Raw genomic sequence first — 22,392 nt, 5'->3', positions numbered from 1 at the left:
CCGATAAGGTGAAGCGCCGCACCTCTCCAATCGGGATCACCGGCACATGGCCGGTGATGACATAGCGGGGTATTACCGCATCACGCCGCCTTCAACGCCCGGCGTATCTCGGCCTCGGCGGCGATTGTGGCCTGTTTGCGGTTGCCGTTGAAGGGGATCGGCTCGCCCCAGGTGACCACGACATCGAGCGGAATGCCCTGGACGAACATCCTGAGATGCGGCCCAAGCTCCATGTCGCCGTACCAGGCGATGAAGGGACGCTCGCGCCGGGTCACCGGCAGGCCGTTGCGGTGGGTGTAGGAGATGGCAAGCGGCTGGAGGTAAACGTGCTCGACGCTGTCGTGCATGAGGGCCGTCTGGGCCGCGCCCACGAGGGAGGAGCGGAAGGGCAGGAGGCGGTTGCCGTCGCCGGTGGTCCCCTCCGCGAACAGCACGATCGCCTCGCCCTTCACCAGCCGATGGGCGAGGGCGTCGTTCACCTCCGCGGTGGCCTTGCGGCGCTGGCGGTCGATGAAGACCGAGCGCTGGAGCCTCGCGAAGAGGCCCACCACCGGCCAGGCCTCGATCTCCGACTTGGCGATGAACGAGACCGGGTGCAGCGAGCCGATCACCGGGATGTCGAGCCAGGACACATGGTTCGCCAGCACGAGGGTGGGGGCGTTCCCCGGCGGCGTTCCCCGCTCGACCACGCGCACGTTGAAGAGCCTCATCAGAATTCCGTGAAACCGCACGGGCAGCCCATGCAGCATCGACGACCAACCGAAACGAAGGGCCAGCATCTGCAGCGGCACGAGCACGAGACTGCACAGGCCGAGCAGCAGGAGCCGTAAGGCAACGCCGGGTTTCGTCACGCGTCGTCCTTGTCCAGCGGCACCGCGTAGAGTTCGAGCCGATGGTAGACGACCTTGTAGCCGAGCCGCTTGGCGATCTCGTTCTGCAGCGCCTCGATCTCCTCCGAGCGGAACTCGATCACGTCGCCCGTCTCGAGATTGATGAGGTGGTCGTGGTGCTCCCGTGCGGCCTGCTCGTAGCGCGAGCGCCCGTCCCGGAAGTCGAGCCGGTCGAGGATGCCTTCGGTCTCAAACAATTTCACCGTCCGGTAGACCGTGGAGAGCGAGATCCGGTCGTCCACGGCGGCGGCGCGCCGGTGCAGCTCCACCACGTCGGGATGGTCATCGGCCGAATCGAGGACCCGCGCGATGATCCGGCGCTGGCCCGTCATGCGCAGGCCCTTGTCGCGGCAGGCACGCTCGATGGCATCAGACCGGCGCGGTTTGGCAGAGGGGCTGTTTCGTGTGACCAAGGCTGACTTACTCCTTGGTTAGCTTATAGGTGAGGGGAGCTGAGCGGGCTATAGGTCCAAAGCCATGGTGAGGGCCGCAACCTTGGTTCCGTCGGCTTTCGGATAATAGCCTTCCCGCCGGCCGACGTCCCGGAAACCGGCGCGCCGGTACAGGGCGATGGCGGGCGCATTCCCCTCCTCGACCTCCAGATGCACCCGGGCAACACCCCGCCGGGAGAGCGCGTCGAGATGGTGGGCGAGGAGCGGGCGGGCATGGCCCTTGCCGCGTGCCTCCGGCGCGACGGCGACCGTGATGATCTCTGCCTCGTCGAGCACGATCCGCGACAGGGCGAAAGCGACGGGTTTCGTCGCACGTCCTAGCGCATCGGGCGGAAAAGTGGACCCGGTTTTCGCTGACGCGGCCCTCCGGGTCCGCCTCATCCGATGCGCCAGTAAAGAGAAGGAGCATCGGATGAATCCCAAAAGTGGTGTCCACTTTTGGGTCCGAGGCTCCAGAAAGAGCCCATCGGCCACGACACCGCGCTCGCCCAGCAGGCGCTCGAAATCCAGCGTGCTCCAGGCCCGCGCGAAGGCCGAGGCATGGATGGCCGAGAGCCGGGCGGCGGACTCGGTTCCGACCGCTTCGACGTGAGAGGAGAGTGGATGGATGAAGCGATCGAGGATGCTCACTGCGAAAATCTTATTGTCTGGCGATTCGCGCCCCGTCCTGCGGCTTGGCATCGGGCTCGCGCAGGTAAAGCGGCTTCGGCAGGGCCTGGGTCGGATCGGCCAGGGCTCCGAGGCGGGCCACCCAGGCAATGTCGGGAAAGCCCGAAACGTCGCTGATATGGGCCTCGACCCCCTGGGCGCGCGCCTCCGCGGCCAGCATGGCCGAGGCGGAGCCGGAGACCAGGAGCGGGCCGGAACCGAGAAGCCGGATGGCCTCGCGATAGGTCATGAGACCCGGCGGAATGATCGTGCGTCCGCCCGGCGCGATGGCCTGGATGTAGATATGCCCGTGCTTGGCGTCGATGGCGGCGGTGAAGAGCCCGCGCCTGTCGCCGACCATCATCGGGGCGAGGAAGGCCGACAGCGTCGCGACCCCGACGACCGGGATCCCGGCCGCCAAGCCGATGCCGCGGGCGGCGCTGATGCCGACCCTCAGGCCCGTATAACTTCCCGGCCCGACCGTGACGGCGACCCGGTCCAGGCTCTCGAAGCCGCCCTCCACCTGGGCGGAGAGCCGGTCGAGGAGTGGCATCAGGGCTTCCGCGTGCCCGCGCTCCATGGCGATGGACTCGGCGGCCAGCGGCACGGGCTGTCCGGCCTCGACGATGCAGGCCGAACAGGCGCCCAGGGCCGTATCGATGGCAAGAACTCGCACCATTCGCCTCCATTGGATCGTCGTTTGCACAATGCGCTTGGTCCGATGGTTTAGATCAAGAAGTGGCTCGGAGGAAACCCGGTTTCATGGTCTATCTCGCGGTGGAAGCCTTTCGGCTTGAATGGACCGAACGGCCGGTGCGATGATCAGCCCATGACATCCTCATCCGATCCTTCTTCCCCACAACCCAAGCCCTGGACCGTGACGAACTCGCGGGACGTGATTCGCGACCGTTGGATCACGCTTCGCGCCGATGATTGCGTGACCGACGACGGCGCGGAGATCGCCCCCTATTACGTGCTCGAATATCCCGATTGGGTTCACGTCGTGGCGCTGGACGATGAAGACCACGTCATCCTGGTCGAGCAATATCGCCATGGCTTCGGAGGCCTATCCCTCGAAGTGCCGGCCGGGGCGATCGACCGGGAGGACCCGTCCGTGCTGGCGGCGGCGGCCCGCGAGCTCGAGGAGGAGACGGGCTATGTCGCGGAGCAATGGCGCTCTTTCGGCAAGCACTCGCCCAATCCCGCGACGCACACGAATTTCTGCCATACGGTGCTGGCTCTGGGCGCGCGCCTGTCCGGCAGGAAACTCAACGACCCGACCGAGCAGATCAAAGTGGTGCGGGTACCGGTCCGGGATGCCGCTCGGCTTGCAGCCGACGGAACCATCACGAACGCGATGCAGATCGCTTCTCTTGCCATTGCGCTGAGCGCCATCGGCAAGTGGAGTTTGTGAGGTTTAGGCGATGGAGCAGAACTCCTCGAAGGCCAGCCGCGGCTGGCGCGGATGGAGCTTCTCGGGCAGGCCGTAGCCGAGATTGACCAGGAAGTTCGACTTGAACTGCCCGCCGGGGAAGAACGCCTCGTCGACCCCCTGGCGCGAAAAGCCCCCCATGGGTCCGCAATCGAGCCCGAGCGCCCGGGCCGCCATGATGAGATAGGCGCCCTGGAGGCACGAGCCCTGGAAACCCGCCCGCTCGATGGCCTCAGGTCTACCGGCGAACCAGCTGCGCGCATCGGGGCTGTTCGGCGCGAGGGTGGCGAGCTTTTCGTAGAATTCGGTGTCGTAGGCCACGATCACCGTCGCGGGCGCGCTCATGGTCTGGCGCACGTTGCCCTCGTCGAGATGAGGCCTGAGCCTCTCCTTGGCCTCCCGCGACACCACGAAGACAAACCGTCCCGGTGAAGAATTCGCGCTCGTCGGCCCCAGCTTGGCGAGATCGGCGATCTCGCGCAGGATCGCCTCCGGGATCGGGCGGTCCTGCCACCAGCGATAGGTGCGGGCCTCGCGGAAGATCTGGTCCAGGGCGATGTCGGACAGAGCGGGCAACGGAAGTCTCCAAAGAAAAAGCGCGGCTCTAGCGCATCGTGCGGACCCAGAGGGCGGCGTCAGCGAAAAGTGGACCCGGTTTTCCGCGGCGAACGATGCGCCAGACGAAAGAATAAGCATCGGATGGATCCCAAAAGTGGACTCCACTTTTGGGTCCGATGTTCTAGACCGCCTGCACCTCGCGCACGTCCGGCAGGAAGTGGCGAAGCAGGTTCTGGATGCCGTGGCGCAGGGTGGCGGTCGAGGATGGGCAGCCCGAGCAGGCACCCTTCATGACGAGGTAAACGGTACCGTCCTTGAAGCCGCGGAACGTGATGTCGCCGCCGTCGCCCGCCACCGCAGGGCGGATGCGGGTCTCGAGCAATTCCTTGATGGTCTCGACCGTGGCGGCGTCGGCATCGTCGAAGAACTCCTCGCCGTCCTCTTGGCTAGCGCCGTAGCCGTTGGCGAAGAGCGGCGCGCCGGTCATGAAATGCTCCATGATCGCACCGAGGATGGCAGGCTTCAGGTGCTGCCATTCCCCATCCGCCTTGGTCACGGTGACGAAATCGTAGCCGAAGAACACGCCCGTGACGCCCGGCACCGCGAAGAGCCTCTGGGCCAGGGGGGAAACTTCGCCGGATTCCGGCGTCTTCGCCTCGAATGTGCCTTCGGGCATCACCACGCGGCCGGGCAGGAATTTCAGGGTGGCGGGATTGGGAGTCGCTTCGGTCTGGATAAACATCGCTTCTGTCTTCCTCTGCGCCGGTTCAAGGCCGGCCGAGTGGGGTGTTAGAATCGTTCTAACAGGTTCCTGGCTCAATGTGGAATCGAACGAGGCGGATTCCAAGGGGGATGGAGGACCGTACGGCATTCCGGGCCTGCATGGCGGAACGCTTGCCGAACAGCTCACGTCATGGCCGGGCTTGTCCCGGCCATCCCGATGATAGGAAGCGCAGCGCTTTTCCAAGCGGGGTCACCGGCACAAGGCCGGTGACGACGTGGGAGGTGTATGGAGGGCCGTCTTCATAGATCCTTCGACCAGGGATGGCGCGATACTTGATCAGCCCGCCAGCGCGTCGATTTCCTCGTCCGTCAGGCTGCCCGGCACGATGACGATGGGGACCGGGAAGGAGGCGGCGGCCTTGCCGGCCAGGGTGGAGACCAGGGGGCCTGGGCCGTCCTTGGCGCTGCCGGCGGCGAGGACCAGGAAGGAGATGTCCTCGTCCTCGTTGATGAGCTTGATGATCTCGTCGGCCCGGTTGCCGACGCGGATCACCTGCTCCGGCTCGACGCCTGCGGCGTTGCGGGCCTCGCGGGCGGCGACGTCGAGCCGTTTCTGGGCTTCCGCGCTCGCTTCCTCGATCATGGCCTCGCCGACGCCGAGCCACTCGAAATTGTCGGGCGGGTCCACGACCGCGAGCATGATCATGCTGGCACCCGTGCGGGCCGTCCGCCGCGAGGCGAAGTGCACCGCCCGGGCGCATTCCGGCGTCTGGTCGACCACCACCATGAATTTCGGTCGGTGACCGGATTCGTAGGATCGGCGCTTGCCGCTCACAGAAAGCTCTCCTGCATCACGCTAGAGCATCGGACCAAAAGTGGAAGGCACTTTTGGGCCGATGCTCTTTGATCATAATGAGCGCATCGTTCGAGCGGAAAACCGGATCCACTTTTCCGCACGATGCGCTAGATGCTGCCTTGCCGCTACGGCAAGAGCAAGTCCGGTCCCTGCGCTAAATCCAGGCATCAGCGCGCGCGCACGAAGCCCACGATGTCCTTCACCGCATCCATGGTCACGGAAGCCAAGGCGCGGGCGCGGGCCGAGCCGTCCGCCAGCACGGCATCGATATGGCCGGGATCGGCCATGAGGCGGCGCATCTCGTCGGCGACGGGCGAGAGCTTGGTCACCGCCACGTCTACGAGGGCGGCCTTGAAGCCGGAGAACTGCGATCCGCCATGCTGGCGCAGCACTTCTTCCGGCGTGGTGTCCATGAGGGCCGCATAGATCGCCACGAGGTTCTCGGCCTCGGGGCGGGCCTTCAGGCCCTCGACCTCGCTCGGCAGCGGCTCGGGATCGGTCTTCGCCTTGCGCACCTTCTGGGCGATGGTGTCGGCGTCGTCCGTCAGGTTGATGCGCGAGTAATCGGACGGGTCCGACTTCGACATCTTCTTCGAGCCGTCGCGCAGCGACATGACCCGGGTGGCCGGACCCTGGATCATGGGTTCGGTCAGCGGGAAGAAGGCATCGCCGAAGCCGTTGGCGGCAATCGATTCGGCCCAGTCGTTGTTGAACTTCTGGGCGATGTCGCGGGTCAGCTCCAGATGCTGCTTCTGGTCCTCGCCCACCGGCACATGGGTGGCGCGGTAGACCAGGATGTCGGCAGCCATCAGGTCCGGATAGGCATAGAGGCCGACGGAGGCGTTCTCGCGGTCCTTGCCCGCCTTGTCCTTGAACTGGGTCATGCGGTTGAGCCAGCCGAGGCGGGCGACACAGTTGAACACCCAGGCGAGCTCCGCGTGCTGAGGCACCTGGGATTGGTTGAAGACGATGTGGCGCTTGGGGTCGATCCCGGCCGCAAGGAACGCGGCCGTCACCTCGCGGATCTGGCGGGTCAGGTCGGTGGGGTTCTGCGGCACGGTGATCGCGTGCATGTCCACGACGCAATAGATGCAGTTATACTGCTCCTGCATGGCGACGAAGCGCTTGATGGCGCCGAGGTAATTTCCGAGGTGGAGATTGCCGGTGGGCTGAACGCCCGAGAACACCAGCTCCTTGAACTGCGCCATCGTCTTGAACTCCCACAGGGTGCATGCGCAAGGCCGAACCGCCGACTGCCCCAGATTGTCTTTAGGCGCATCGTGCGGAAAAGTGGATCCGGTTTTCCGCGAAGAACGATGCGCCAGTTTATGAAGTGAGCATCGGATGAATCCCACAAGTGCAAGTCCACTTTTGGGTCCGATGCTCTACCGCACCGTTTCACAGCGAACCGGAGGCCGGCCGGCGCAACGATGCTCCATTGAGGCGCGCGTTATGACAGGGCCGCGCCACGATGCAAGGGTTCTCACGCTTTTTTCGTCAGCGCGGCCCAATCGTCGCGGGTAATGGCGCCCGTGGCCCAGGCCACGAGTGCATAAAACGCCAGGCCGCCCAGGCAAAGAGCAGCAAGGGACGCAACGCCCGCCTGCGGGAAAAGGGGGCCTGCGCCCACGAGACCGAGGCTCATCGCGAGAACCGCCAGGACGATCCGCATGGCCCGCATCGCGAGAGCCCGATCCGGCGCCCAGAGGCCGATCCGATTGAGGCCCGAAACGATAGCCGCCGCATGGCCGATGCACCCGGCGCTGACCCCGAGCGCAATCCCCGTCGGGCCCAAGGGCCAAGCAAGCAGCAGGGAGGCCGCGATGGTGAGGGCGAGGCCGAGCAGCGCCGCGACGAGAACCTCCTTGACGGAGCCGCGCGCGAACAGGGTCTGGCTCAGCACCTTGGCGGCCGTTGCGAAGGGCAGGCCTGCGCTCAGGGCCATCAGGACGAGAGCCGTGCCCTCGGCATCGGAGGATTGGAACGCGCCCCGCTCGAACAGCACGCTGCTCATGGGGCGGGCGAGAACCATCAGGGCCGCGCTGGCCGGCAGGGCGAGCAGCAGCGCCACTTCCAGGGCCCGGTTCTGCGCCGCCACGATGGCCCCTGTTTCTCCGGCCCGGTGGCGGCGGGCGAGTTCCGGCAGGAGCAGGCCTGAGCCGAGCGCGGCCATCAGGCCAAGCGGCAGCTGCATCACGCGCTCGGCATAATAGAGCCAGGACACGCCGGAGGGCCAGAACGAGGCGATCTGGGTGGCGGTCAGGATGAAGAGCTGCATCGCGCCGCTTGCCAGGAGCACCGGGAAGCCCGCGAGCAGGAGATTTTTCAAAAGTGGGGACCAGCGTGGTTTCCGGAAGCGGACCAGCGGGGTCCCGCCCGTCCACAGGGCCGCGGCCACGAGAGCGAGCTGGATCAGGCCGGCCAGGCTCGACGCCAGGGCCAGCCAGGCCGCCTTCTGGGCGAGCGGCAGGGAAAGACCGGCCTCCATCCCGATCAGCACCAGGATCAGGCCCCCGTTGACCGCGAGCGGCGCGAGGGCCGTCGCGGCAAAGCGCCCCCGCATGTTCAGGATCGCGGCTCCGATCGACGCGAGGGTTACGGACAGCACGATGGGGAAGGAGAGGCGCGTATAGAGCGCCACCAGCGCCAGTGTCCCGCCGTCGTCGTGCAGGCCCGGCGCGAGGGCGAGGGCGAGCAGCCCGGCGCCGATTTCCACGAGAGCCGTGAGGCCGAGCAGCGCGAGACCGAAAACACTCATCACGTCGCCGGCGGTCGTCGCCTGGTCATCGGGTTCCAGGGCGCTCAGCGCCGGGATCAGGGCTGGATTGAGCCCGCCCTCGCCGACAATCCGGCGCACGAGATTGGGCAGGCGGAAGGCGGCGAGAAACGCGTCTGCCACCGGGCCCGCGCCCAAGGCCTGCGCGAACAGCATGTCCCGGACGAAGCCGAGGACGCGCGAGGCCATCGAGCCGAGGCCGACCAGAAGCGAGGAGCGGATGAGCGACATGCCCTCGCGGCTTAGCCGGTCTCGCGGGAAATGTCTAAAGCGGGGCTTCACCGCCGATGGCGAGGATCCTTAGACCTCTCCGGCCTTCTTGATCTCGTGCCGCAGCAGCAGGGGCGTCTGCGCCAGCGCGAACGCGATGGTGAGCGGCATGATGCCGAAGACCTTGAAGCTGACCCAGAAATCCGTGGTCTGGGTGCGCCAGACGATCTCGTTCAAGGCGGCGAGGGCGAAGAAGAACAGGGCCCAGCGCAGGGTGAGCTTGCGCCAGCCTTCCTCGTCGAGCTCGAACATGCTGTCGAGCACGATCTGGAGCAGGGGCTTGCGGAAATAGAGACCGCCGAGCAGCACGATCCCGAACATCGTGTTCACGATGGTGGGCTTGAGCTTGATGAAGGTCTCGTCCTGCAGGAACAGGGTCAGCCCGCCGAAGACCACCACGACGATGCCCGACACCAGGGGCATGATCGGCAGCTTGCGGGTCAACGCGTAGCTGATCCCCAGGGCAATGACCGTCGCCACGATGAAGATTCCGGTGGCGGCGAAGATGCGATGGTTCTCCGCGAAGCCGAACCGGTCCCCATAGGCGTTGCCGAGGAAGAACAGGGCGAGCGGCCCGAGTTCGAGAGCGAGCTTGAGGAGAGGTGGGAGGCGCTTTTCGTCTGTCATGAGGTCGCTTCTAACCCGGCAATGGCTTTTGCGAAATCCCGTGCGGTGAAAGGCTCCAGGTCCTCGACGCCTTCGCCGACGCCGATGAAATGAACTGGCAGACCGAATTTCGCAGCCAATGCCACCAGGATGCCGCCGCGCGCCGTGCCGTCGAGCTTGGTCATCACGAGGCCCGTGACGCCCGCGGCCTTCTGGAACAGCTCGACCTGGCTGACGGCGTTCTGGCCCACCGTCGCGTCGAGGACGAGGAGGGTGGCGTGCGGCGCCGACGGGTCGAATTTCTTCACCACCCGCACGATCTTTTCGAGCTCGGCCATGAGCCCGGCCTTGTTCTGCAGGCGACCGGCCGTGTCGATGAGGAGCACGTCCGTGCCGTTGGCCTTGGCCTCCTGAAGAGCGTCATAGGCAAGGCCCGCCGCATCGGCGCCCTGCTCGCGGGCCAGCACCGGCGCGCCGACCCGCTCACCCCAGACCTTCAGCTGCTCGATGGCGGCGGCCCGGAACGTGTCGCCGGCCGCCAGCATCACCTTCAGGCCCTGTTGGCGGAATTTCTGGGAGAGCTTGCCGATGGTCGTCGTTTTGCCCGCTCCGTTCACGCCGACCATGAGGATGACGAAGGGCTTCTTGGACCGGTCGATCATGAGCGCCTGGGCAACAGGCTGGAGCGCTTTCTCCACTTCGCCGGCCAGGATGATCTTCACCTCCTGGGGGGAGATCTCCTTGTTGTAGCGGCCGGACGCAATCGCCTCGGTGATCCGCATCGCCGTGGGCACGCCGAGATCGGCCTGGACCAGGGCGTCTTCCAGTTCCTCGAGCGTTGCGTCGTCGAGTTTCCGCTTGGTGAAAAGCCCGGTCACGCTATCCGACAGGGAGGACGAGGTGCGGCGCATCCCGTCCGTCAGGCGCTGCCACCAGCCGCGAGCGGCGGCGGGCTTCGGCTCGAGAGGAGGAACGATCTCTGCGGGGGCGGGCTCAAGCGCGGGCAAATCGGCGGCTACGATATCGGCGCGCAGCTCGGGACCGGCCGCGGTCACGATGCGCGGCAGCGGTTCCTGCGGGTTGGTGCCCTCGGGGTCCAGGCCCTCGACAGGCTGGAGATCGGCACCGGCCAGCTCCGGCGGCACCTTGTCCTCCTCTGGGGTGTCCGGGGAGGCGGTGGTCACGCTCGGGGGAGCGGCCGTCAGATCGTCCGCCGCCGTTGCGGGCAGGGAGGGCATCGCCTCCGGCTCGCCACCCGCCTGCGGGGTTTCCGGCGCCGGCGCGACCGGGGCTTCTTCAGCCTTGCGCCCGAACAGACGGGAGAAAAATCCGGGCTTTTCCGGCTTCGTATCAGCCATGAGTGTCGCTTTGCCTTTTGAATGCTGTGCTTGATTTAGCGCGGATGCCTCGATAGCGCATCGTTCGGAAAAGTGGGAAACGGTTTTCCGCCAAACGATGCGCCAATATAAAGCGTAAGCATCGGATGGATCCCAGAAGTGGGTTCCACTTTTGGGTCCGATGCTCTAGCCGAGACACCATGAATGCGGAAGAGATAGTAAGCCGTCTGCTGTATCGCGATGCCCTGATGCTCGTGATCGACAAGCCCGCCGGCCTGCCGGTGCATCCCGGTCCGAAAGGGGGCGAGACACTGTTTCATCATCTCGATGCCCTCCGCTTCGGTTTGCCGCGCCGCCCGGAGGCCGCGCACCGCCTCGACAAGGACACGTCCGGCTGCCTCGTGTTGGGCCGTCATCCCAAGGCCATCGCCCGTCTCAACGAGCTTTTCCGTAAAGGTGATGTCGACAAGGTCTATTGGGCCGTCGTCGAGGGCGGGCCGGATGACGATGAGGGCGAGATCGATCTTCCGCTCGCACCGAAATCGCCGGATCGCGGCTGGTGGATGAAGGTGGACCCAAAGGGACAGCCCTCGTTGACGAAATGGCGGGTTTTGGGGCGGGGCGAGGGGCTCACCCTCCTCGAACTGCGGCCGATCACCGGCCGCACCCATCAGCTGCGGGTCCATTGCGCGGCCATGAATTTCCCGATCCTCGGCGATCCGATCTACGGCACGGCCCCGCGCTTCGGCGGTCCGGGCCTGCATCTCCATGCGCGAAGCGTCACCGTGCCGCTTTATCCGAAGAAGCCGCCGATCATGGTCGAGGCGCCTGTTCCGGAGCATATGCGGGACCGGGTCAGAATGTGTGGCGGCGCAGTTTAGGCCGCCAGCAGGTCCTTGCCGTCGTGTCCGGCGATGGTGGTCGGCACGATGGTGCCCGGCGTCACCGCTCCGGCGAAACGCACGAGCGTGAATCCTTCGGTGCGGCCGAGCTGGTTGGTCTCGATCAGCACGTTGCGTCGCGCGCCGACTTCCTCGGCAAGGTGCTTCAGCAACGCCGCCTCGCCCTTCTCGCGCAGTCGCCGCGCCCGGTCCTTCACCACGTCGCGCGCCACCTGCGGCATGCGGGCGGCCGGCGTGCCCGGGCGGGGCGAGAAGGGGAAGACATGGAGATGGGTCAGGCCACATTCCTCGACGATGTCGAGGGAGCGGGCGAACATTTCTTCCGTTTCCGTGGGAAAGCCCGCGATGATGTCGGCGCCAAAGACCATGTCGGGACGCAGGCGCTTCACCTGCTCGCAGAACGCGATGGCGTCGGCGCGCAGGTGGCGGCGCTTCATGCGCTTCAGAATCATGTCGTCGCCCGCCTGCAGCGAGAGATGCAGATGCGGCATCAGGCGGGACTCGGTGGCGATCACGTCGAGAAGATCGTCGTCCGCTTCCACCGAATCGATGGAGGAGATGCGAAGCCTCTCCAGGTCCGGCACGTGGCGCAGAAGGCCCTTCACCAGGGTGCCGAGCTTCGGCTCGCCCGGCAGGTCCTTGCCGTAGCTGGTGATGTCGACGCCGGTCAGCACCACCTCGCGCGAGCCGTGCTCCACGAGTGTGCGCACCTGTTCCACCACCGCGCCCATGGGCACCGAGCGGGAATTGCCGCGCCCGTAGGGAATGATGCAGAAGGTGCAGCGATGGTCGCAGCCGTTCTGCACCTGCACGAAGGCGCGGGTGCGTCCGCGCATCCCGTCGATGAGATGCACGGCGGTTTCTTTCACGGCCATGATGTCGTTGACGAGTACTTTTTCGCTCGCACCCACGCCGAAATCGCGCAGTCCCGCCCAGGTTTCGGCCTTCATCTTCTCGTGGTTGCCGACGACCTGGGACACTTCCGGCATGGCCGCGAAGGTCTCGGGCTCCACTTGCGCGGCGCAGCCCGTCACGACGATGCGGGCATTGGGCCTCTCGCGGGCGAGCTTGCGGATCGACTGGCGCGCCTGGCGGGTCGCCTCGCCGGTGACCGCGCAGGTGTTGACGATGATGACTTCGCCGAGCCCCGCGTCTTCCGCGTGGCGCTGCATGGCCTCCGACTCGTAGGTGTTGAGCCGGCAGCCGAAGGTGACCACTTCGACCGCCATCAGGCCACCTCGGTGAACAGGGCAGGGGAGAAAATGCCCTCGTGCTCCAGCTCGGTCGGGCCCGTCATGAGCACGTGGCCGTCGCTCTCGCGCCATTCGATAATGAGATCGCCGCCAGGCAGCGCCACCACGGCCTTGCGGCCGGTCAGCCCCTTGCGGGCCGCCGCCACAAGGGTCGCGCAGGCGGCCGAGCCGCAGGCGCGAGTGGCGCCGGCGCCGCGCTCCCACACGCGCAGGATGATGTGGTCGGGGCCGGTGACCTGGGCGAAGGAGATGTTGGCCCGCTCCGGGAAGACCGGATCGTGCTCGAAAACCGGGCCGATGGCCGCTAGGTCATAGGCCAGGGCGTCCTCGACCCAGAAGATGGCATGCGGATTGCCCATGCTGACGGCCGAGGGGCCTTGAAGCTCAGGGGCCTCGGGGAGGCGGGTGTCGACCGCGATGGTACGGGTGTCCGGATAGGGATCACGCAGGGGAATCTCGTTCCAGGCGAGGCGCGGTGGGCCCATGTCCACGGTGAAAACCCTGTCCGAGACGCGCTCCACCGGCAGCAATCCGGCCTTGGTCTCGAGCACGAGGTCGCCCTCCACCGGGCGGCTCATGACCGGGTCCGTCGTCATCGCCCAGGCGACGCAGCGGGTGCCGTTGCCGCAGGCGCCGGATTCCGACCCATCCGTGTTGTAGATGCGCATGTACGCGTCGGTGCCGGGCGTGATGGGGTCGTGCAGCACCATGAGCTGATCGAACCGCGAGCGCGGATCCGCCGCGATGGCGCGCGCTTCCGCCGCGCTCACGCGATGGGCGGAGCCGCGCAGGTCGAGCACGGTGATCTCGTTGCCGAGACCGTTCATTTTCAGGAAACGGCTGTTCGAAAGGGCATCCATGGAGGCGTATATGGCTGAAAATCCCGAAAATCGCGAGGGGGATCGCGCGACTCTGCGGCAATATCGTCAGGGAACGAAGAAGCCGGCGACCCGGCCTGCTGCAATCCGTCCTCCACAGGATCCCGCCGACGGCCTCGCGGCTGCACCAAATCCCCCCTATGGTGCTGCCCGGTATCCCATTTTGATTCGCGGGTAAGGCGTCCTTCTCATGCGGCTGCGCTCTCCAGGTCTTCTTCTCGTCCTCGCCCTCTGCTCGGGCGTCGCCTTCGCGCAGACGCCTCCGGCGGTCGATCAGGCGCCGGTTCAGGCCCCCTCGGCGGGTCCCGCAACCCCGGCCGCGCCTCCGGCGACGCCTCAGCCCGCGCCGCAGGCCCAGAGCGCCCCGACCCCCGCGCCCGCCGAGCCCCAGACGCCTGCACCGGCGCAGCCGGCCCCCATGGCGCCGGCCGCTCCCTCCAGTCCCGCGCCGGCCCAGCAGGCCGGCCGCACGACCCTGTTCCCGAATCCGAGCGACCCGTCGGGCGTGGAGGAAGGCGTTCTGGTCTCCAAGCCCACCGTGGTGCTCTCGGGCACCAGCACCTGGGACGAGGCCTTCACCAACCTCAAGAACGCCTTCGCCAAGATCGAGGGCGAGCTGAAGAAGGCCGGGATCGCCCCGGCGGGCCGGCCTCTGGCGATCTTCGTCGACACGGACGACAACGGCTTCAAATACGACGCGATGGTGCCGATCGCCCAGGTGCCGGAGGGGAAGACCGAGCTGACCCCCGAGATAAAGTTCGGCAAGACCCCCGAGGGCAAGTCCTTCCGCTTCGTGCACAAGGACGCCTATGACGAGATCGACGGCACCTACGAGACTATCACAGCCTATCTCGACCTCAAGGAGATCGTCGCCAAGGACGCGTTCATCGAGGAATACGTGAGCGATTTCACCGACCCGCAGGACACCAATTTCGAGGTGAACATCTACGTTCAGCCGAAAGAATGATCGCTCTCTTCGACCTCGACGGGACCCTGACGGACCCGAAAGCGGGCATCACCCGCTCGGTCCAGTATGCGCTCGAAAGACTGGGCCGTCCCGTGCCCGAGGCGGACGCATTGACCTGGATGATCGGCCCGCCGCTCATCGCGGGCTTCACGGAGCTCCTGGGCGGACCCGAGGAGTCGCAGGACGCCGTGCGCTTCTATCGCGAACGGTACGGCGATGTCGGCCTGTTCGAGAACGAGGTCTATGCCGGCATCCCGGCCCTGCTCCAGGATCTCCGGGAGAAGGACGTTCGTCTCTATGTCGCGACGTCGAAGCTGCATGTCTTCGCGCGCCGGATCCTCGATCATTTCGACCTGTCGCGCTTCTTCATCGAGATCTATGGATCGGAACCCGACAACCGGAATGCCGACAAGCGCGATCTGATCCGGCACATTCTTGAGCGGGAGCGCTTCGATCCCGCACGCGCCGTCATGATCGGCGACCGGAAGCACGACGTCATCGGAGCCAGGGCCAACGGCGTTGCGGCCATTGGCATTACCTGGGGCTACGGATCCCGGCAGGAGCTGTCGGAGGCCGGTGCGGCCTGCCTCGTGGACGATCCGCAAGGCCTGGAAGCGCCGCTTCTCATGCTGATGGCGTCCACGCCTCCCCGGGCCGCAAAGGCCTGAAACGATCCTCCGGGATCTCGGCGGCCTGGAGGGCCGCGGTCAATTCCTGCGGCGGCTCGTCGACGCCCTCGTTGGTGAGCCGGAACGTGCCCCAATGGTGGCCGAGCGCCTGCTCGGCTTCGATGATCCGCAACACCTTCACGGCATCCTCCGGGTTCATGTGCTGCGGCTCCATGAACCAGCGCGGCTCATAGGCTCCGATGGGCAGATGGGTGAGGCGCGGCCTGCCGAAACGCTCGCGAACGGCGTGAAAAATCTTGCCGTCGCCGAAGCCGGTATCGCCGATATGGTAGATCGTGCCGGCCGGCGTGGTGAGCACATAGGCGCACCAGAGCGCCATGCGCCGGTCGTTGATGCCCCGCGCCGACCAGTGATAGGCGGGCTCGAAATGGGCCGTGACGCCGTGGCCGAGGTCGATGGCGCCGCCCCAGTCCCGCGTCTCGACCGGGATCTCCGGATGCTCGGCCTGGATCACCGCGTCGTTGCCGAGGGGAGCGACGAATTTCGGGCGATCCCGCTGCCAGAGACGGCCGAGGGTCTCGGTGTCGAGATGGTCGTAATGGTTGTGGGTGATCAGCACCGCATGGATCGGCGGCAGGTCCTGGAAGGCGACCCCCGGCGGGTTCACCCGCTTGGGCCCGGCGAAGGAGACCGGACTCGCCCGTTCCGAGAACACAGGGTCGATCAGGATGTTGAGCCCCGCCACCTGGACCAGAAACGAGGCGTGGCCGATCAGCGCCGTGCGCAGGCCGGCAACTTCAGCCGGGGGCTTGTCCTGAAAGGGGCTCGGGAAGCTCGCCGGCCAATCCTTGCGCCCGCCGCCGAGCTGCCAGCGGGCGAGTTCCAGGAAGCCCTTGTCCTGCGGCTGGTTGGGCAGGAAGAACCGTACTCCGTCGAAATGGTCCGTGACCGGCCCCTGGTAGTAGCGGTTCGTGGCGCGGGCCGCCGTCATCCAGCCAAAGGCGCTGGCCGCGGCGATGACGGGAAGGCCGAGGGTTTTGAGGAGGGCGCGGCGGTTCATGGAGAGATCATCTGTGGTGGGGATCTAAGCGTGGGGATGCAATGGCGGATCGGCAAGGGTGAGGCGATCTGGTTGGGTGTGCCCTTCCCGTCATGGCCGGGCTTGTCCCGGCCATGCCGATACGGAAAAGCGCCGCCCCTCAATCAATCGAGATCACCGGCACAAGGCCGGTGATGACGTGGAAGGAGACAGAATTGGTCGTGCGACGTCTCCGATGATCCAACCTTCGCCCTCAATCCATCCCGCGAAGGCGAGAAGATCGCCGCACTTCTTCAGTATGACCGGCTGTAAAAGCTAAAGCATGCCGTTTCGGGCCTTTTCCTTGACTCCGCAGCTCCTTTCCTCTATCGGCTGGCCGCAAATCTGTAGAGCGAGCCCTTATGAGCCGCCGACCAGCCCGAGAGGCTGGAGGTCAACGTCCGACAGCGCGATGCGCCCTCGGGCGCGTTTCTCTTTGGGTTTCTCGACAATTACGGCCCTCATCCTGAGGAGCCTGCGTAGCAGGCGTCTCGAAGGAGGGTCCAGCAGGCGCTGGAGACGCCTCGTCCTTCGAGACGGACCTCTCGGTCCTCCTCAGGATGAGGCTGCGAAGGTGCCAAGGGATGGACGGATGTCGGACGACACATTGCGCATCGAGGACGCGGTCAACGAGACCTGCCCGTGGTCGGGAAAGCCGATCGCGGCGGATTCGCTCACCCGTTATCGCGGCGAGGTCGTCGGCTTCTGCAATCCCGGTTGCCGCGACAAGTTCGAGGCGGCCATCAGCCACTTTGAAAAGGCCATCGCGGATCGCGATGTACCACTCATTGCAAAAGGAATTGAGTGATCATGTTCGAAGGCCTTTCCGACAAGCTTTCCAATATCCTCGGCTCGCTGACGCGCCGTGGCGCGCTCACCGAGGAGGACGTCAACGCGGCCCTGCGTGAGGTCCGCCGCGCCCTGCTCGAGGCCGACGTGGCACTCGAGGTCGTGCGCTCCTTCACGGACAAGGTACGGGCCCGCGCCGTCGGCGCCGAGGTGGTCAAGTCGGTTTCGCCCGGCCAGCAGGTGGTCAAGATCGTCCACGACCAGCTCGTGGAGATGCTGGGCGCGGACGCGGAGGTGATCAGCCTCAACGCGGTTCCCCCCGTCGGCATCCTCATGGTCGGCCTCCAGGGCTCCGGCAAGACGACCACCACGGCCAAGATCGCCCGGCGCCTGAAGGACCGCGAGAACCGCCGCGTGCTCATGGCGTCCCTCGACACCCGCCGTCCGGCCGCCATGGAACAGCTCGCGGTGCTGGGCCAACAGGTCGGCGTCGACACGCTGCCCATCGTGGCCGGCCAGTCAGCCGTGCAGATCGCCCGCCGCGCCATGGAGGCTGCCCGTCTCGGCGGCTACGACGTGGTGATGCTCGACACCGCCGGCCGCGTGACCGTGGACGAGGCGCTCATGGTGGAGGCGGCGGACGTGCGCGCCGCCACCAACCCGCACGAGGTGCTCCTCGTCGCCGATGCGCTCACCGGCCAGGATGCGGTCAACACCGCGCGCGCCTTCGACAGCCGTCTCGGTGTCACCGGCATCGTGCTGACCCGCATGGACGGCGATGCCCGCGGCGGTGCCGCCCTGTCCATGCGCGCCGTCACCGGTAAGCCGATCAAGCTCATCGGCACGGGCGAGAAGGTCGATGCGCTGGAGGAGTTTCACCCGAGCCGCGTCGCCAACCGCATCCTCGGCATGGGCGACATCGTCTCGCTGGTCGAAAAGGCCGCCGAGAATTTCGACGCCGCGCAGGCCCAGCGCATGGCCGAGAAGATGCGCAAGGGCAAGTTCGACCTGGAAGACCTGCGCGATCAGCTGGCCCAGATGGAGAAGATCGGCGGCCTCTCCGGCATGATGGGCATGCTGCCGGGCGTCGCCAAGATGAAGTCGCAGCTTGAGAATGCGAACCTCGACGACCGGATCATCAAGCGCCAGCGCGCCATCATCGATTCCATGACCCCGGCCGAGCGCCGCAATCCGGATATTCTGAAAGCCTCGCGCAAGAAGCGCATCGCGGCGGGTGCCGGCGCTAAGGTCGAGGAGATCAACAAGCTCCTGAAGATGCACCGCCAGATGGCCGACGTCATGAAGATGATGGGCGGCGGCAAGGCGAAGGGCATGGCGGGCGCGCTCGGCAAGATGTTTGGCATCGGCGGCGGCGGCATGCCCCAGCCGACGCCGGAGCAGATCGAGGCTCTGCAGAAGCAGATGGGCGGCAAGCTGCCCGATTTCCCCGGCGGCGCCGGTGGCGCTCTGCCGCCCATGCCCAAGGGCGTGCCGGGCCTGCCGGGTCTCAGCGCCGGCAAGATTCCGGGGCTTCCCGGGATCGGCGGCTTCCCATTCGGGAAGAAAAAATGAGTTTCGTCATTCCCGCCCAGGCGGGGATGACATGAAGGCAAGTTTGATCACAGGACACCAAAAGGAGTTTCCCATGTCCCTGAAGATCCGTCTCACCCGTGGTGGTGCGAAGAAGCGTCCCTACTACCGCATCGTCGTGGCCGATTCGCGCTCCCCGCGCGATGGCCGCTTCATCGAGAAGGTCGGCACCTACGACCCGATGAAGCCGAAGGACGACGCCGGCCGCGTCGTTCTCGAGACCGAGAAGATCCAGGCCTGGCTCGCCAAGGGCGCCCAGCCGACCGACCGCGTCCTGCGCTTCCTCGATGCCGCCGGCCTCCTGAAGCGTCCGGCCCGCAACAACCCGCAGAAGGCCGTCCCGGGCAAGAAGGCCCAGGAGCGCGCTGCCGAGAAGGCCGCTGCGGCCGAGGCTGCCGGCGGCGAAGCCGCGTAAGCACCATGACAAGGGGGCGCAACCCATCCTCCCCTCGAGGGGGAGGGTCGACGCTGCGTGAGCAGCGGCGGGGCGGGGTGGAAACACCCCGTTCTGCAAGGTCGCGCCTCCACCCCACCCCGGACCTGCGGTCCGACCCTCCCCCTCGAGGGGAGGGTGTTCGCAGCGTCCAGCACAGTGATAATCTCGTTCTCGTGGGCGAGTTCGGTCGCGCCCATGGCCTCAAGGGCGAGGTGCGGCTGAAATCCCATACGAGCGATCCGCAGGCGATCGCCGGTTACAAGCCGCTGATCGCATCGAACGGCAAAACCTATTCTCTCAAGAATGTGCGGCCCGGCGCCGCGCCCGACCTTCTCATCGCGATCGTCGACGGCGTGACGACGCGCGAGGCATCCGAAGCGCTCAACCGCGTGCAGCTTTACGTCGAGCGCGACAGGCTTCCGCCGCCCGACGAAGAAGACGAATTCCTGCTGGCGGACCTGATCGGCCTCTCCGTCCACACCGAAGCCGGCGAGATCATAGGTACCGTGGTCGACGTGCCCAATTACGGCGGCGGCGACCTTCTCGAAATCGCGCCTGCGCAGAAAGGCCCGACGGCGCTTCTTCCGTTCACCAAGGCCTTCGTGCCGACAATCGATCTGAGGGCCAAGCGCATCGTGGCCAATCCGCCGGACGACCTGTTCGAGCCGGCAAAATCCGCACCCGATTCCGAGGACAAAGCGTGAGTTTTTCCGCCACTATTCTCACCCTGTATCCCGACATGTTTCCAGGTCCGCTCGGCATGTCCCTGTCGGGCGATGCGCTCGCGCGGGGCGTATGGTCGCTTGCGGCGAAGAACATCCGCGACCATGGCCTTGGCCGCCACCGCACGGTGGACGATACGCCGGCGGGCGGCGGCCCCGGCATGGTCATCCGCTGCGACGTGCTGGCCGCTGCCATCGACGCCAATGTTCCGGCCGACGATCCGCGGCCAAAACTGCTCATGAGCCCGCGCGGCAGGCCGTTGACACAAGGCTATGCGCGCGAGCTCGCGGCCGGCCCCGGCGTCGTCATCGTCTGCGGCCGGTTCGAGGGCGTGGACGAGCGCGTGATCGAAGCGCGGGGACTGCAAGAGGTCTCCATCGGCGATTACGTGCTGTCCGGCGGCGAGATGGCCGCGATGATCGTGCTCGACGCCTGCGTGCGGCTTCTGCCCGGCGTCATGGGCAAGGAAGCCTCCGGCACCGAGGAGAGCTTCGAATCGAACCGCCTCGAATATCCCCATTACACACGCCCCCGCGAATGGGAGGGCCGGCCCATCCCGGACGTGCTGCTCTCCGGCAACCATGCCATGATCGAGCGCTGGCGCCGCGAGGAATCGGAACGCATCACGCGCGAGCGGCGGCCGGATCTGCTGGAGCGGTAGGGCACTTCTGCTGCGCGATGCATCGCGCAGGAACAGCGGGCCTGACGATGGAACGCCGGCTGCGGCAGCAGGTTTAACGCAGCGGGGCTCTCGATCATGGGAGATCGACATGATCAGCCGCATCATTCTCGGTACGACGCTCGCGTTCATCTCCGCCGGCTCGGGTTTTGCAGGGCCATGCACCCAGCGGCTCGCCGATCTGGAGAAATCCATTTCGGCCAGGCAGGAGGGTGCCGGACCGACATTGGATGCCCCCGCAACCACAGGCTCGGCGGTGCAGGGTCCATCTCCCTCAGGGCAGGCCATGACGGCTCAGAGCCAGGGTCACAATCAGGCCATGCAGATGATCCAGCAGGCCAAGCAGCTCGACCTGCAGGGCAAGGAAGCCGAATGCATGGACATGGCGACCAGGATCGGCGCCATGGCTCCTCCGGCCTCCAAGTAACGCCAAGTGCATTCAGGCTGGAGATAACGCTCTGCCGCTGGTTTGAAGCACAGCGGCATTGCGGTCCATGGGCATGTGTGCACCGCTTTGCCCGAACTCATTCAAGACAGTCAGGCGGACATTTCGATGGTGCAGGGTTTCGAGCATGTGGGCATGACCAGCGGCGATCTCGACAGGACCATTGCGTTCTATTGCGGCCTGCTGGGGCTGAAGGAGATCCTGGTCAAACGCACAGGCGAGGGCGGGCGCATCGCGTTTCTTGAGACCGGCGGCGTCATGCTCGAAATCGTCGAGCCGGCCACGCCGATCCGGAGTCCGGCCCGCGAGGTTCCCGTCACCGAGGCCGGCATCCGTCATATCACCTTCCGGGTCGACGACGTCGAGGCGATCTACGAAAAGCTTCGTTCGGCCGGCGTGGAATTCACCGTGCCGCCGCGCAAGGCCGCGAATGCCGAACTGATCCGCAAGGTCGCGTTCTGCAGAGATCCTGACGGCATCATCGTCGAGTTCCTGGAGCGCGTATGACCGTCACGCGGGCGTAGGGCTTGCTGTGAGTCTCGCCCCGAAGGTCTTCAGATACTTCATGCCCGTATCGCACATTACTGTGACGATGGTGGCATCCGGCCCCAGCCGTTCGGCGAGCCGCAAGGCCGCGACCACATTGACGCCGGTCGACGTACCGGCGAACAGGCCTTCCTCGCGGGCAAGCCGAAACGCCATGGCCGTGGCCTCTTCGGTCGACACGCGCTCGATCTCGTCGGCGATATCGTTCTGCCAGAGCGGCACCACGTAGCCCGCGCCGATGCCGTCGATCTTGTGAGCACCTGATGGACCACCCGACAGGACCGGGGATTCCGCAGGCTCGACGGCGACGATCTTCAGCATGTCGCGATGGCGCCGCAGGCCTTCGGAAATGCCGCGCAGGGACGCCGCCGTTCCGACGCTCTGCACGAAGGCGTCGACCCGGCCGTCCGTCTGCCGCCAGATCTCGTCGGCCATCCGGTGATAGGCGGCGATCTGGTCGCGATTCTTCATCTGGTCGGTCCAGAACGATCCCTTTGCCTCCGCGATGATGCGGGCCTCTTCGATCATGTCCTTCGTCAGCTTCTCGGTCATGCGCCCGCCGTCGCTCGGCACGATATGCAGCCTCGCGCCAAGGAGCGCCATGTGGTCGCGCTTCTCCTGGGCAAAGGCATCGGAGGTCACGATATCGAGCGGGTATCCCTTCACGGCGCAGACCAGCGAGAGGGATACCCCGGTGCTGCCGCCGGTATATTCGACCACCGTGCCTCCCGGCTCAAGGCGCCCGTCCGCCTCCGCGGCCTCGATCATGGCGAGCGCCATCCGGTCCTTCAGGCTGCCGGTGGGATTCTCGTTCTCCAGCTTCAGCAGGATGCGGGCGCCGTTCGCCGGGCGGATGTTGCGCAGGGCGATGAGGGAGGTGTGGCCGATCCGGTCGAGAATGGTGTGGGGGTGTGCGGTCATGGGCCTTG

26 protein-coding genes are annotated in these 22,392 nt (G+C 66.1%); 11 read left to right on the top strand and 15 right to left on the bottom strand.

Annotated features, from left to right (window positions below):
• Positions 1 to 80: 80 nt before the first annotated feature.
• The 4 genes from AB4097_RS06275 to tsaB form a co-directional block, all read right to left on the bottom strand.
• On the bottom strand, positions 81 to 851 hold the full coding sequence (locus tag AB4097_RS06275) for a lysophospholipid acyltransferase family protein (protein WP_442037751.1): 771 nt from the start codon (positions 849 to 851) through the stop codon (positions 81 to 83).
• On the bottom strand, positions 848 to 1,222 hold the full coding sequence (locus AB4097_RS06270; protein WP_442037827.1) for a Fur family transcriptional regulator: 375 nt from the start codon (positions 1,220 to 1,222) through the stop codon (positions 848 to 850). The genes AB4097_RS06275 and AB4097_RS06270 overlap by 4 nt, the downstream gene beginning before the upstream one ends.
• 129 nt (positions 1,223 to 1,351) lie before the next feature.
• Positions 1,352 to 1,972 (bottom strand): GNAT family N-acetyltransferase, encoded by a 621-nt coding sequence (locus AB4097_RS06265; protein WP_442037750.1) that lies wholly within the window; start codon positions 1,970 to 1,972, stop codon positions 1,352 to 1,354.
• Positions 1,973 to 1,982: 10 nt separating this feature from the next.
• Positions 1,983 to 2,666, bottom strand: a complete 684-nt coding sequence (tsaB, locus tag AB4097_RS06260) for a tRNA (adenosine(37)-N6)-threonylcarbamoyltransferase complex dimerization subunit type 1 TsaB (protein ID WP_442037826.1) — start codon at positions 2,664 to 2,666, stop codon at positions 1,983 to 1,985.
• Between the two features lie 153 nt (positions 2,667 to 2,819).
• Here tsaB and AB4097_RS06255 point away from each other — a divergent pair, with 153 nt between their 5' ends.
• Positions 2,820 to 3,404: an NUDIX hydrolase gene (locus AB4097_RS06255; protein ID WP_442037749.1), complete on the top strand. Its 585-nt coding sequence runs from the start codon at positions 2,820 to 2,822 to the stop codon at positions 3,402 to 3,404.
• Positions 3,405 to 3,407: 3 nt separating this feature from the next.
• Here AB4097_RS06255 and AB4097_RS06250 read toward each other — a convergent pair whose 3' ends face one another.
• The 7 genes from AB4097_RS06250 to ftsY form a co-directional block, all read right to left on the bottom strand.
• The gene (locus AB4097_RS06250) at positions 3,408 to 3,998 is read right to left on the bottom strand and encodes a malonic semialdehyde reductase (protein WP_442037748.1); all 591 of its coding nucleotides are present in this window, start codon (positions 3,996 to 3,998) and stop codon (positions 3,408 to 3,410) included.
• Between the two features lie 163 nt (positions 3,999 to 4,161).
• A complete protein-coding gene (locus AB4097_RS06245) occupies positions 4,162 to 4,722 on the bottom strand; it encodes a NifU family protein (protein ID WP_442037747.1) in 561 nt (186 codons plus the stop codon).
• Positions 4,723 to 5,040: 318 nt separating this feature from the next.
• A complete protein-coding gene (locus AB4097_RS06240) occupies positions 5,041 to 5,538 on the bottom strand; it encodes a universal stress protein (RefSeq protein WP_442037746.1) in 498 nt (165 codons plus the stop codon).
• 188 nt (positions 5,539 to 5,726) lie between these two features.
• Complete coding sequence (gene trpS / locus AB4097_RS06235) at positions 5,727 to 6,767, bottom strand: tryptophan--tRNA ligase (protein ID WP_442037745.1); 1,041 nt, start codon at positions 6,765 to 6,767, stop codon at positions 5,727 to 5,729.
• A gap of 275 nt (positions 6,768 to 7,042) precedes the next feature.
• Positions 7,043 to 8,566, bottom strand: a complete 1,524-nt coding sequence (gene murJ / locus AB4097_RS06230) for a murein biosynthesis integral membrane protein MurJ (protein ID WP_442037744.1) — start codon at positions 8,564 to 8,566, stop codon at positions 7,043 to 7,045.
• 69 nt (positions 8,567 to 8,635) lie between these two features.
• On the bottom strand, positions 8,636 to 9,232 hold the full coding sequence (locus tag AB4097_RS06225; RefSeq protein ID WP_442037743.1) for a septation protein A: 597 nt from the start codon (positions 9,230 to 9,232) through the stop codon (positions 8,636 to 8,638).
• Entirely contained in the window at positions 9,229 to 10,569 is a 1,341-nt protein-coding gene (gene ftsY, locus AB4097_RS06220; protein WP_442037742.1) for a signal recognition particle-docking protein FtsY, read from the bottom strand. The genes AB4097_RS06225 and ftsY overlap by 4 nt, the downstream gene beginning before the upstream one ends.
• Before the next feature lie 179 nt (positions 10,570 to 10,748).
• Here ftsY and AB4097_RS06215 point away from each other — a divergent pair, with 179 nt between their 5' ends.
• The gene (locus AB4097_RS06215) at positions 10,749 to 11,429 is read left to right on the top strand and encodes an RluA family pseudouridine synthase (RefSeq protein WP_442037741.1); all 681 of its coding nucleotides are present in this window, start codon (positions 10,749 to 10,751) and stop codon (positions 11,427 to 11,429) included.
• Here AB4097_RS06215 and mtaB read toward each other — a convergent pair.
• Both mtaB and dapF read right to left on the bottom strand, forming a co-directional pair.
• Entirely contained in the window at positions 11,426 to 12,679 is a 1,254-nt protein-coding gene (gene mtaB, locus AB4097_RS06210) for a tRNA (N(6)-L-threonylcarbamoyladenosine(37)-C(2))-methylthiotransferase MtaB (RefSeq protein ID WP_442037740.1), read from the bottom strand. The genes AB4097_RS06215 and mtaB overlap by 4 nt on opposite strands.
• The gene (dapF, locus tag AB4097_RS06205; RefSeq protein ID WP_442037739.1) at positions 12,679 to 13,563 is read right to left on the bottom strand and encodes a diaminopimelate epimerase; all 885 of its coding nucleotides are present in this window, start codon (positions 13,561 to 13,563) and stop codon (positions 12,679 to 12,681) included. Before dapF ends, mtaB begins: the two co-directional genes overlap by 1 nt.
• A gap of 208 nt (positions 13,564 to 13,771) precedes the next feature.
• Here dapF and AB4097_RS06200 point away from each other — a divergent pair, with 208 nt between their 5' ends.
• Together AB4097_RS06200 and AB4097_RS06195 are read left to right on the top strand one after the other, a co-directional pair.
• On the top strand, positions 13,772 to 14,548 hold the full coding sequence (locus AB4097_RS06200) for a GyrI-like domain-containing protein (RefSeq protein ID WP_442037738.1): 777 nt from the start codon (positions 13,772 to 13,774) through the stop codon (positions 14,546 to 14,548).
• Positions 14,545 to 15,216 carry an HAD family hydrolase gene (locus AB4097_RS06195; protein ID WP_442037737.1) on the top strand — a complete coding sequence of 224 codons (672 nt, stop codon included), beginning with the start codon at positions 14,545 to 14,547 and terminating at the stop codon, positions 15,214 to 15,216. Before AB4097_RS06200 ends, AB4097_RS06195 begins: the two co-directional genes overlap by 4 nt.
• Here AB4097_RS06195 and AB4097_RS06190 read toward each other — a convergent pair.
• Positions 15,173 to 16,237, bottom strand: coding sequence for an MBL fold metallo-hydrolase (locus AB4097_RS06190; protein WP_442037736.1), 1,065 nt, complete (start codon positions 16,235 to 16,237; stop codon positions 15,173 to 15,175). The genes AB4097_RS06195 and AB4097_RS06190 overlap by 44 nt on opposite strands.
• Positions 16,238 to 16,847: 610 nt before the next feature.
• Between AB4097_RS06190 and AB4097_RS06185 the strand changes: the two genes are divergently transcribed.
• From AB4097_RS06185 to AB4097_RS06155, 7 genes are all read left to right on the top strand, one after another.
• Positions 16,848 to 17,063 carry a glutathione S-transferase gene (locus tag AB4097_RS06185; protein WP_009490738.1) on the top strand — a complete coding sequence of 72 codons (216 nt, stop codon included), beginning with the start codon at positions 16,848 to 16,850 and terminating at the stop codon, positions 17,061 to 17,063.
• A gap of 2 nt (positions 17,064 to 17,065) precedes the next feature.
• The gene (ffh, locus tag AB4097_RS06180; RefSeq protein WP_442037735.1) at positions 17,066 to 18,616 is read left to right on the top strand and encodes a signal recognition particle protein; all 1,551 of its coding nucleotides are present in this window, start codon (positions 17,066 to 17,068) and stop codon (positions 18,614 to 18,616) included.
• A 73-nt stretch (positions 18,617 to 18,689) separates the two neighbouring features.
• Positions 18,690 to 19,049 carry a 30S ribosomal protein S16 gene (gene rpsP / locus AB4097_RS06175; protein ID WP_009490740.1) on the top strand — a complete coding sequence of 120 codons (360 nt, stop codon included), beginning with the start codon at positions 18,690 to 18,692 and terminating at the stop codon, positions 19,047 to 19,049.
• 5 nt (positions 19,050 to 19,054) lie between these two features.
• Positions 19,055 to 19,774 carry a ribosome maturation factor RimM gene (rimM, locus tag AB4097_RS06170; protein WP_442037734.1) on the top strand — a complete coding sequence of 240 codons (720 nt, stop codon included), beginning with the start codon at positions 19,055 to 19,057 and terminating at the stop codon, positions 19,772 to 19,774.
• Positions 19,771 to 20,454, top strand: a complete 684-nt coding sequence (gene trmD / locus AB4097_RS06165) for a tRNA (guanosine(37)-N1)-methyltransferase TrmD (protein WP_442037733.1) — start codon at positions 19,771 to 19,773, stop codon at positions 20,452 to 20,454. The genes rimM and trmD overlap by 4 nt, the downstream gene beginning before the upstream one ends.
• A 109-nt stretch (positions 20,455 to 20,563) precedes the next feature.
• Positions 20,564 to 20,899, top strand: coding sequence for a hypothetical protein (locus tag AB4097_RS06160; protein ID WP_442037732.1), 336 nt, complete (start codon positions 20,564 to 20,566; stop codon positions 20,897 to 20,899).
• 126 nt (positions 20,900 to 21,025) lie between these two features.
• Positions 21,026 to 21,424, top strand: a complete 399-nt coding sequence (locus AB4097_RS06155) for a VOC family protein (protein ID WP_442037731.1) — start codon at positions 21,026 to 21,028, stop codon at positions 21,422 to 21,424.
• 3 nt (positions 21,425 to 21,427) lie between these two features.
• On the opposite strand, the gene AB4097_RS06150 is transcribed toward AB4097_RS06155, so the two are convergent.
• A complete protein-coding gene (locus AB4097_RS06150; protein WP_442037730.1) occupies positions 21,428 to 22,384 on the bottom strand; it encodes a PLP-dependent cysteine synthase family protein in 957 nt (318 codons plus the stop codon).
• Positions 22,385 to 22,392 lie beyond the last annotated feature (8 nt).

The sequence above is a fragment of the Microvirga sp. 2MCAF35 genome (assembly GCF_052115545.1).
In the GTDB taxonomy this organism is placed as follows: domain Bacteria; phylum Pseudomonadota; class Alphaproteobacteria; order Rhizobiales; family Beijerinckiaceae; genus Microvirga.
This window is presented reverse-complemented; position numbering and strand designations above follow the sequence as displayed.

Coding starts and splice junctions, on each gene's coding strand:
- AB4097_RS06190 (WP_442037736.1), bottom strand. CDS start 16,237: ATGAACCGCCGCGCCCTCCTCAAAACCCTCGGCCTTCCCGTCATCGCC.
- ffh (WP_442037735.1), top strand. CDS start 17,066: ATGTTCGAAGGCCTTTCCGACAAGCTTTCCAATATCCTCGGCTCGCTG.
- AB4097_RS06160 (WP_442037732.1), top strand. CDS start 20,564: ATGATCAGCCGCATCATTCTCGGTACGACGCTCGCGTTCATCTCCGCC.
- AB4097_RS06150 (WP_442037730.1), bottom strand. CDS start 22,384: ATGACCGCACACCCCCACACCATTCTCGACCGGATCGGCCACACCTCC.
- AB4097_RS06215 (WP_442037741.1), top strand. CDS start 10,749: ATGAATGCGGAAGAGATAGTAAGCCGTCTGCTGTATCGCGATGCCCTG.
- rpsP (WP_009490740.1), top strand. CDS start 18,690: ATGTCCCTGAAGATCCGTCTCACCCGTGGTGGTGCGAAGAAGCGTCCC.
- rimM (WP_442037734.1), top strand. CDS start 19,055: ATGACAAGGGGGCGCAACCCATCCTCCCCTCGAGGGGGAGGGTCGACG.
- dapF (WP_442037739.1), bottom strand. CDS start 13,563: ATGGATGCCCTTTCGAACAGCCGTTTCCTGAAAATGAACGGTCTCGGC.
- AB4097_RS06270 (WP_442037827.1), bottom strand. CDS start 1,222: ATGACGGGCCAGCGCCGGATCATCGCGCGGGTCCTCGATTCGGCCGAT.
- AB4097_RS06200 (WP_442037738.1), top strand. CDS start 13,772: ATGCGGCTGCGCTCTCCAGGTCTTCTTCTCGTCCTCGCCCTCTGCTCG.
- trpS (WP_442037745.1), bottom strand. CDS start 6,767: ATGGCGCAGTTCAAGGAGCTGGTGTTCTCGGGCGTTCAGCCCACCGGC.
- AB4097_RS06255 (WP_442037749.1), top strand. CDS start 2,820: ATGACATCCTCATCCGATCCTTCTTCCCCACAACCCAAGCCCTGGACC.
- AB4097_RS06155 (WP_442037731.1), top strand. CDS start 21,026: ATGGTGCAGGGTTTCGAGCATGTGGGCATGACCAGCGGCGATCTCGAC.
- AB4097_RS06195 (WP_442037737.1), top strand. CDS start 14,545: ATGATCGCTCTCTTCGACCTCGACGGGACCCTGACGGACCCGAAAGCG.
- AB4097_RS06245 (WP_442037747.1), bottom strand. CDS start 4,722: ATGTTTATCCAGACCGAAGCGACTCCCAATCCCGCCACCCTGAAATTC.
- mtaB (WP_442037740.1), bottom strand. CDS start 12,679: ATGGCGGTCGAAGTGGTCACCTTCGGCTGCCGGCTCAACACCTACGAG.
- murJ (WP_442037744.1), bottom strand. CDS start 8,566: ATGTCGCTCATCCGCTCCTCGCTTCTGGTCGGCCTCGGCTCGATGGCC.
- AB4097_RS06185 (WP_009490738.1), top strand. CDS start 16,848: ATGTCGGACGACACATTGCGCATCGAGGACGCGGTCAACGAGACCTGC.
- AB4097_RS06225 (WP_442037743.1), bottom strand. CDS start 9,232: ATGACAGACGAAAAGCGCCTCCCACCTCTCCTCAAGCTCGCTCTCGAA.
- ftsY (WP_442037742.1), bottom strand. CDS start 10,569: ATGGCTGATACGAAGCCGGAAAAGCCCGGATTTTTCTCCCGTCTGTTC.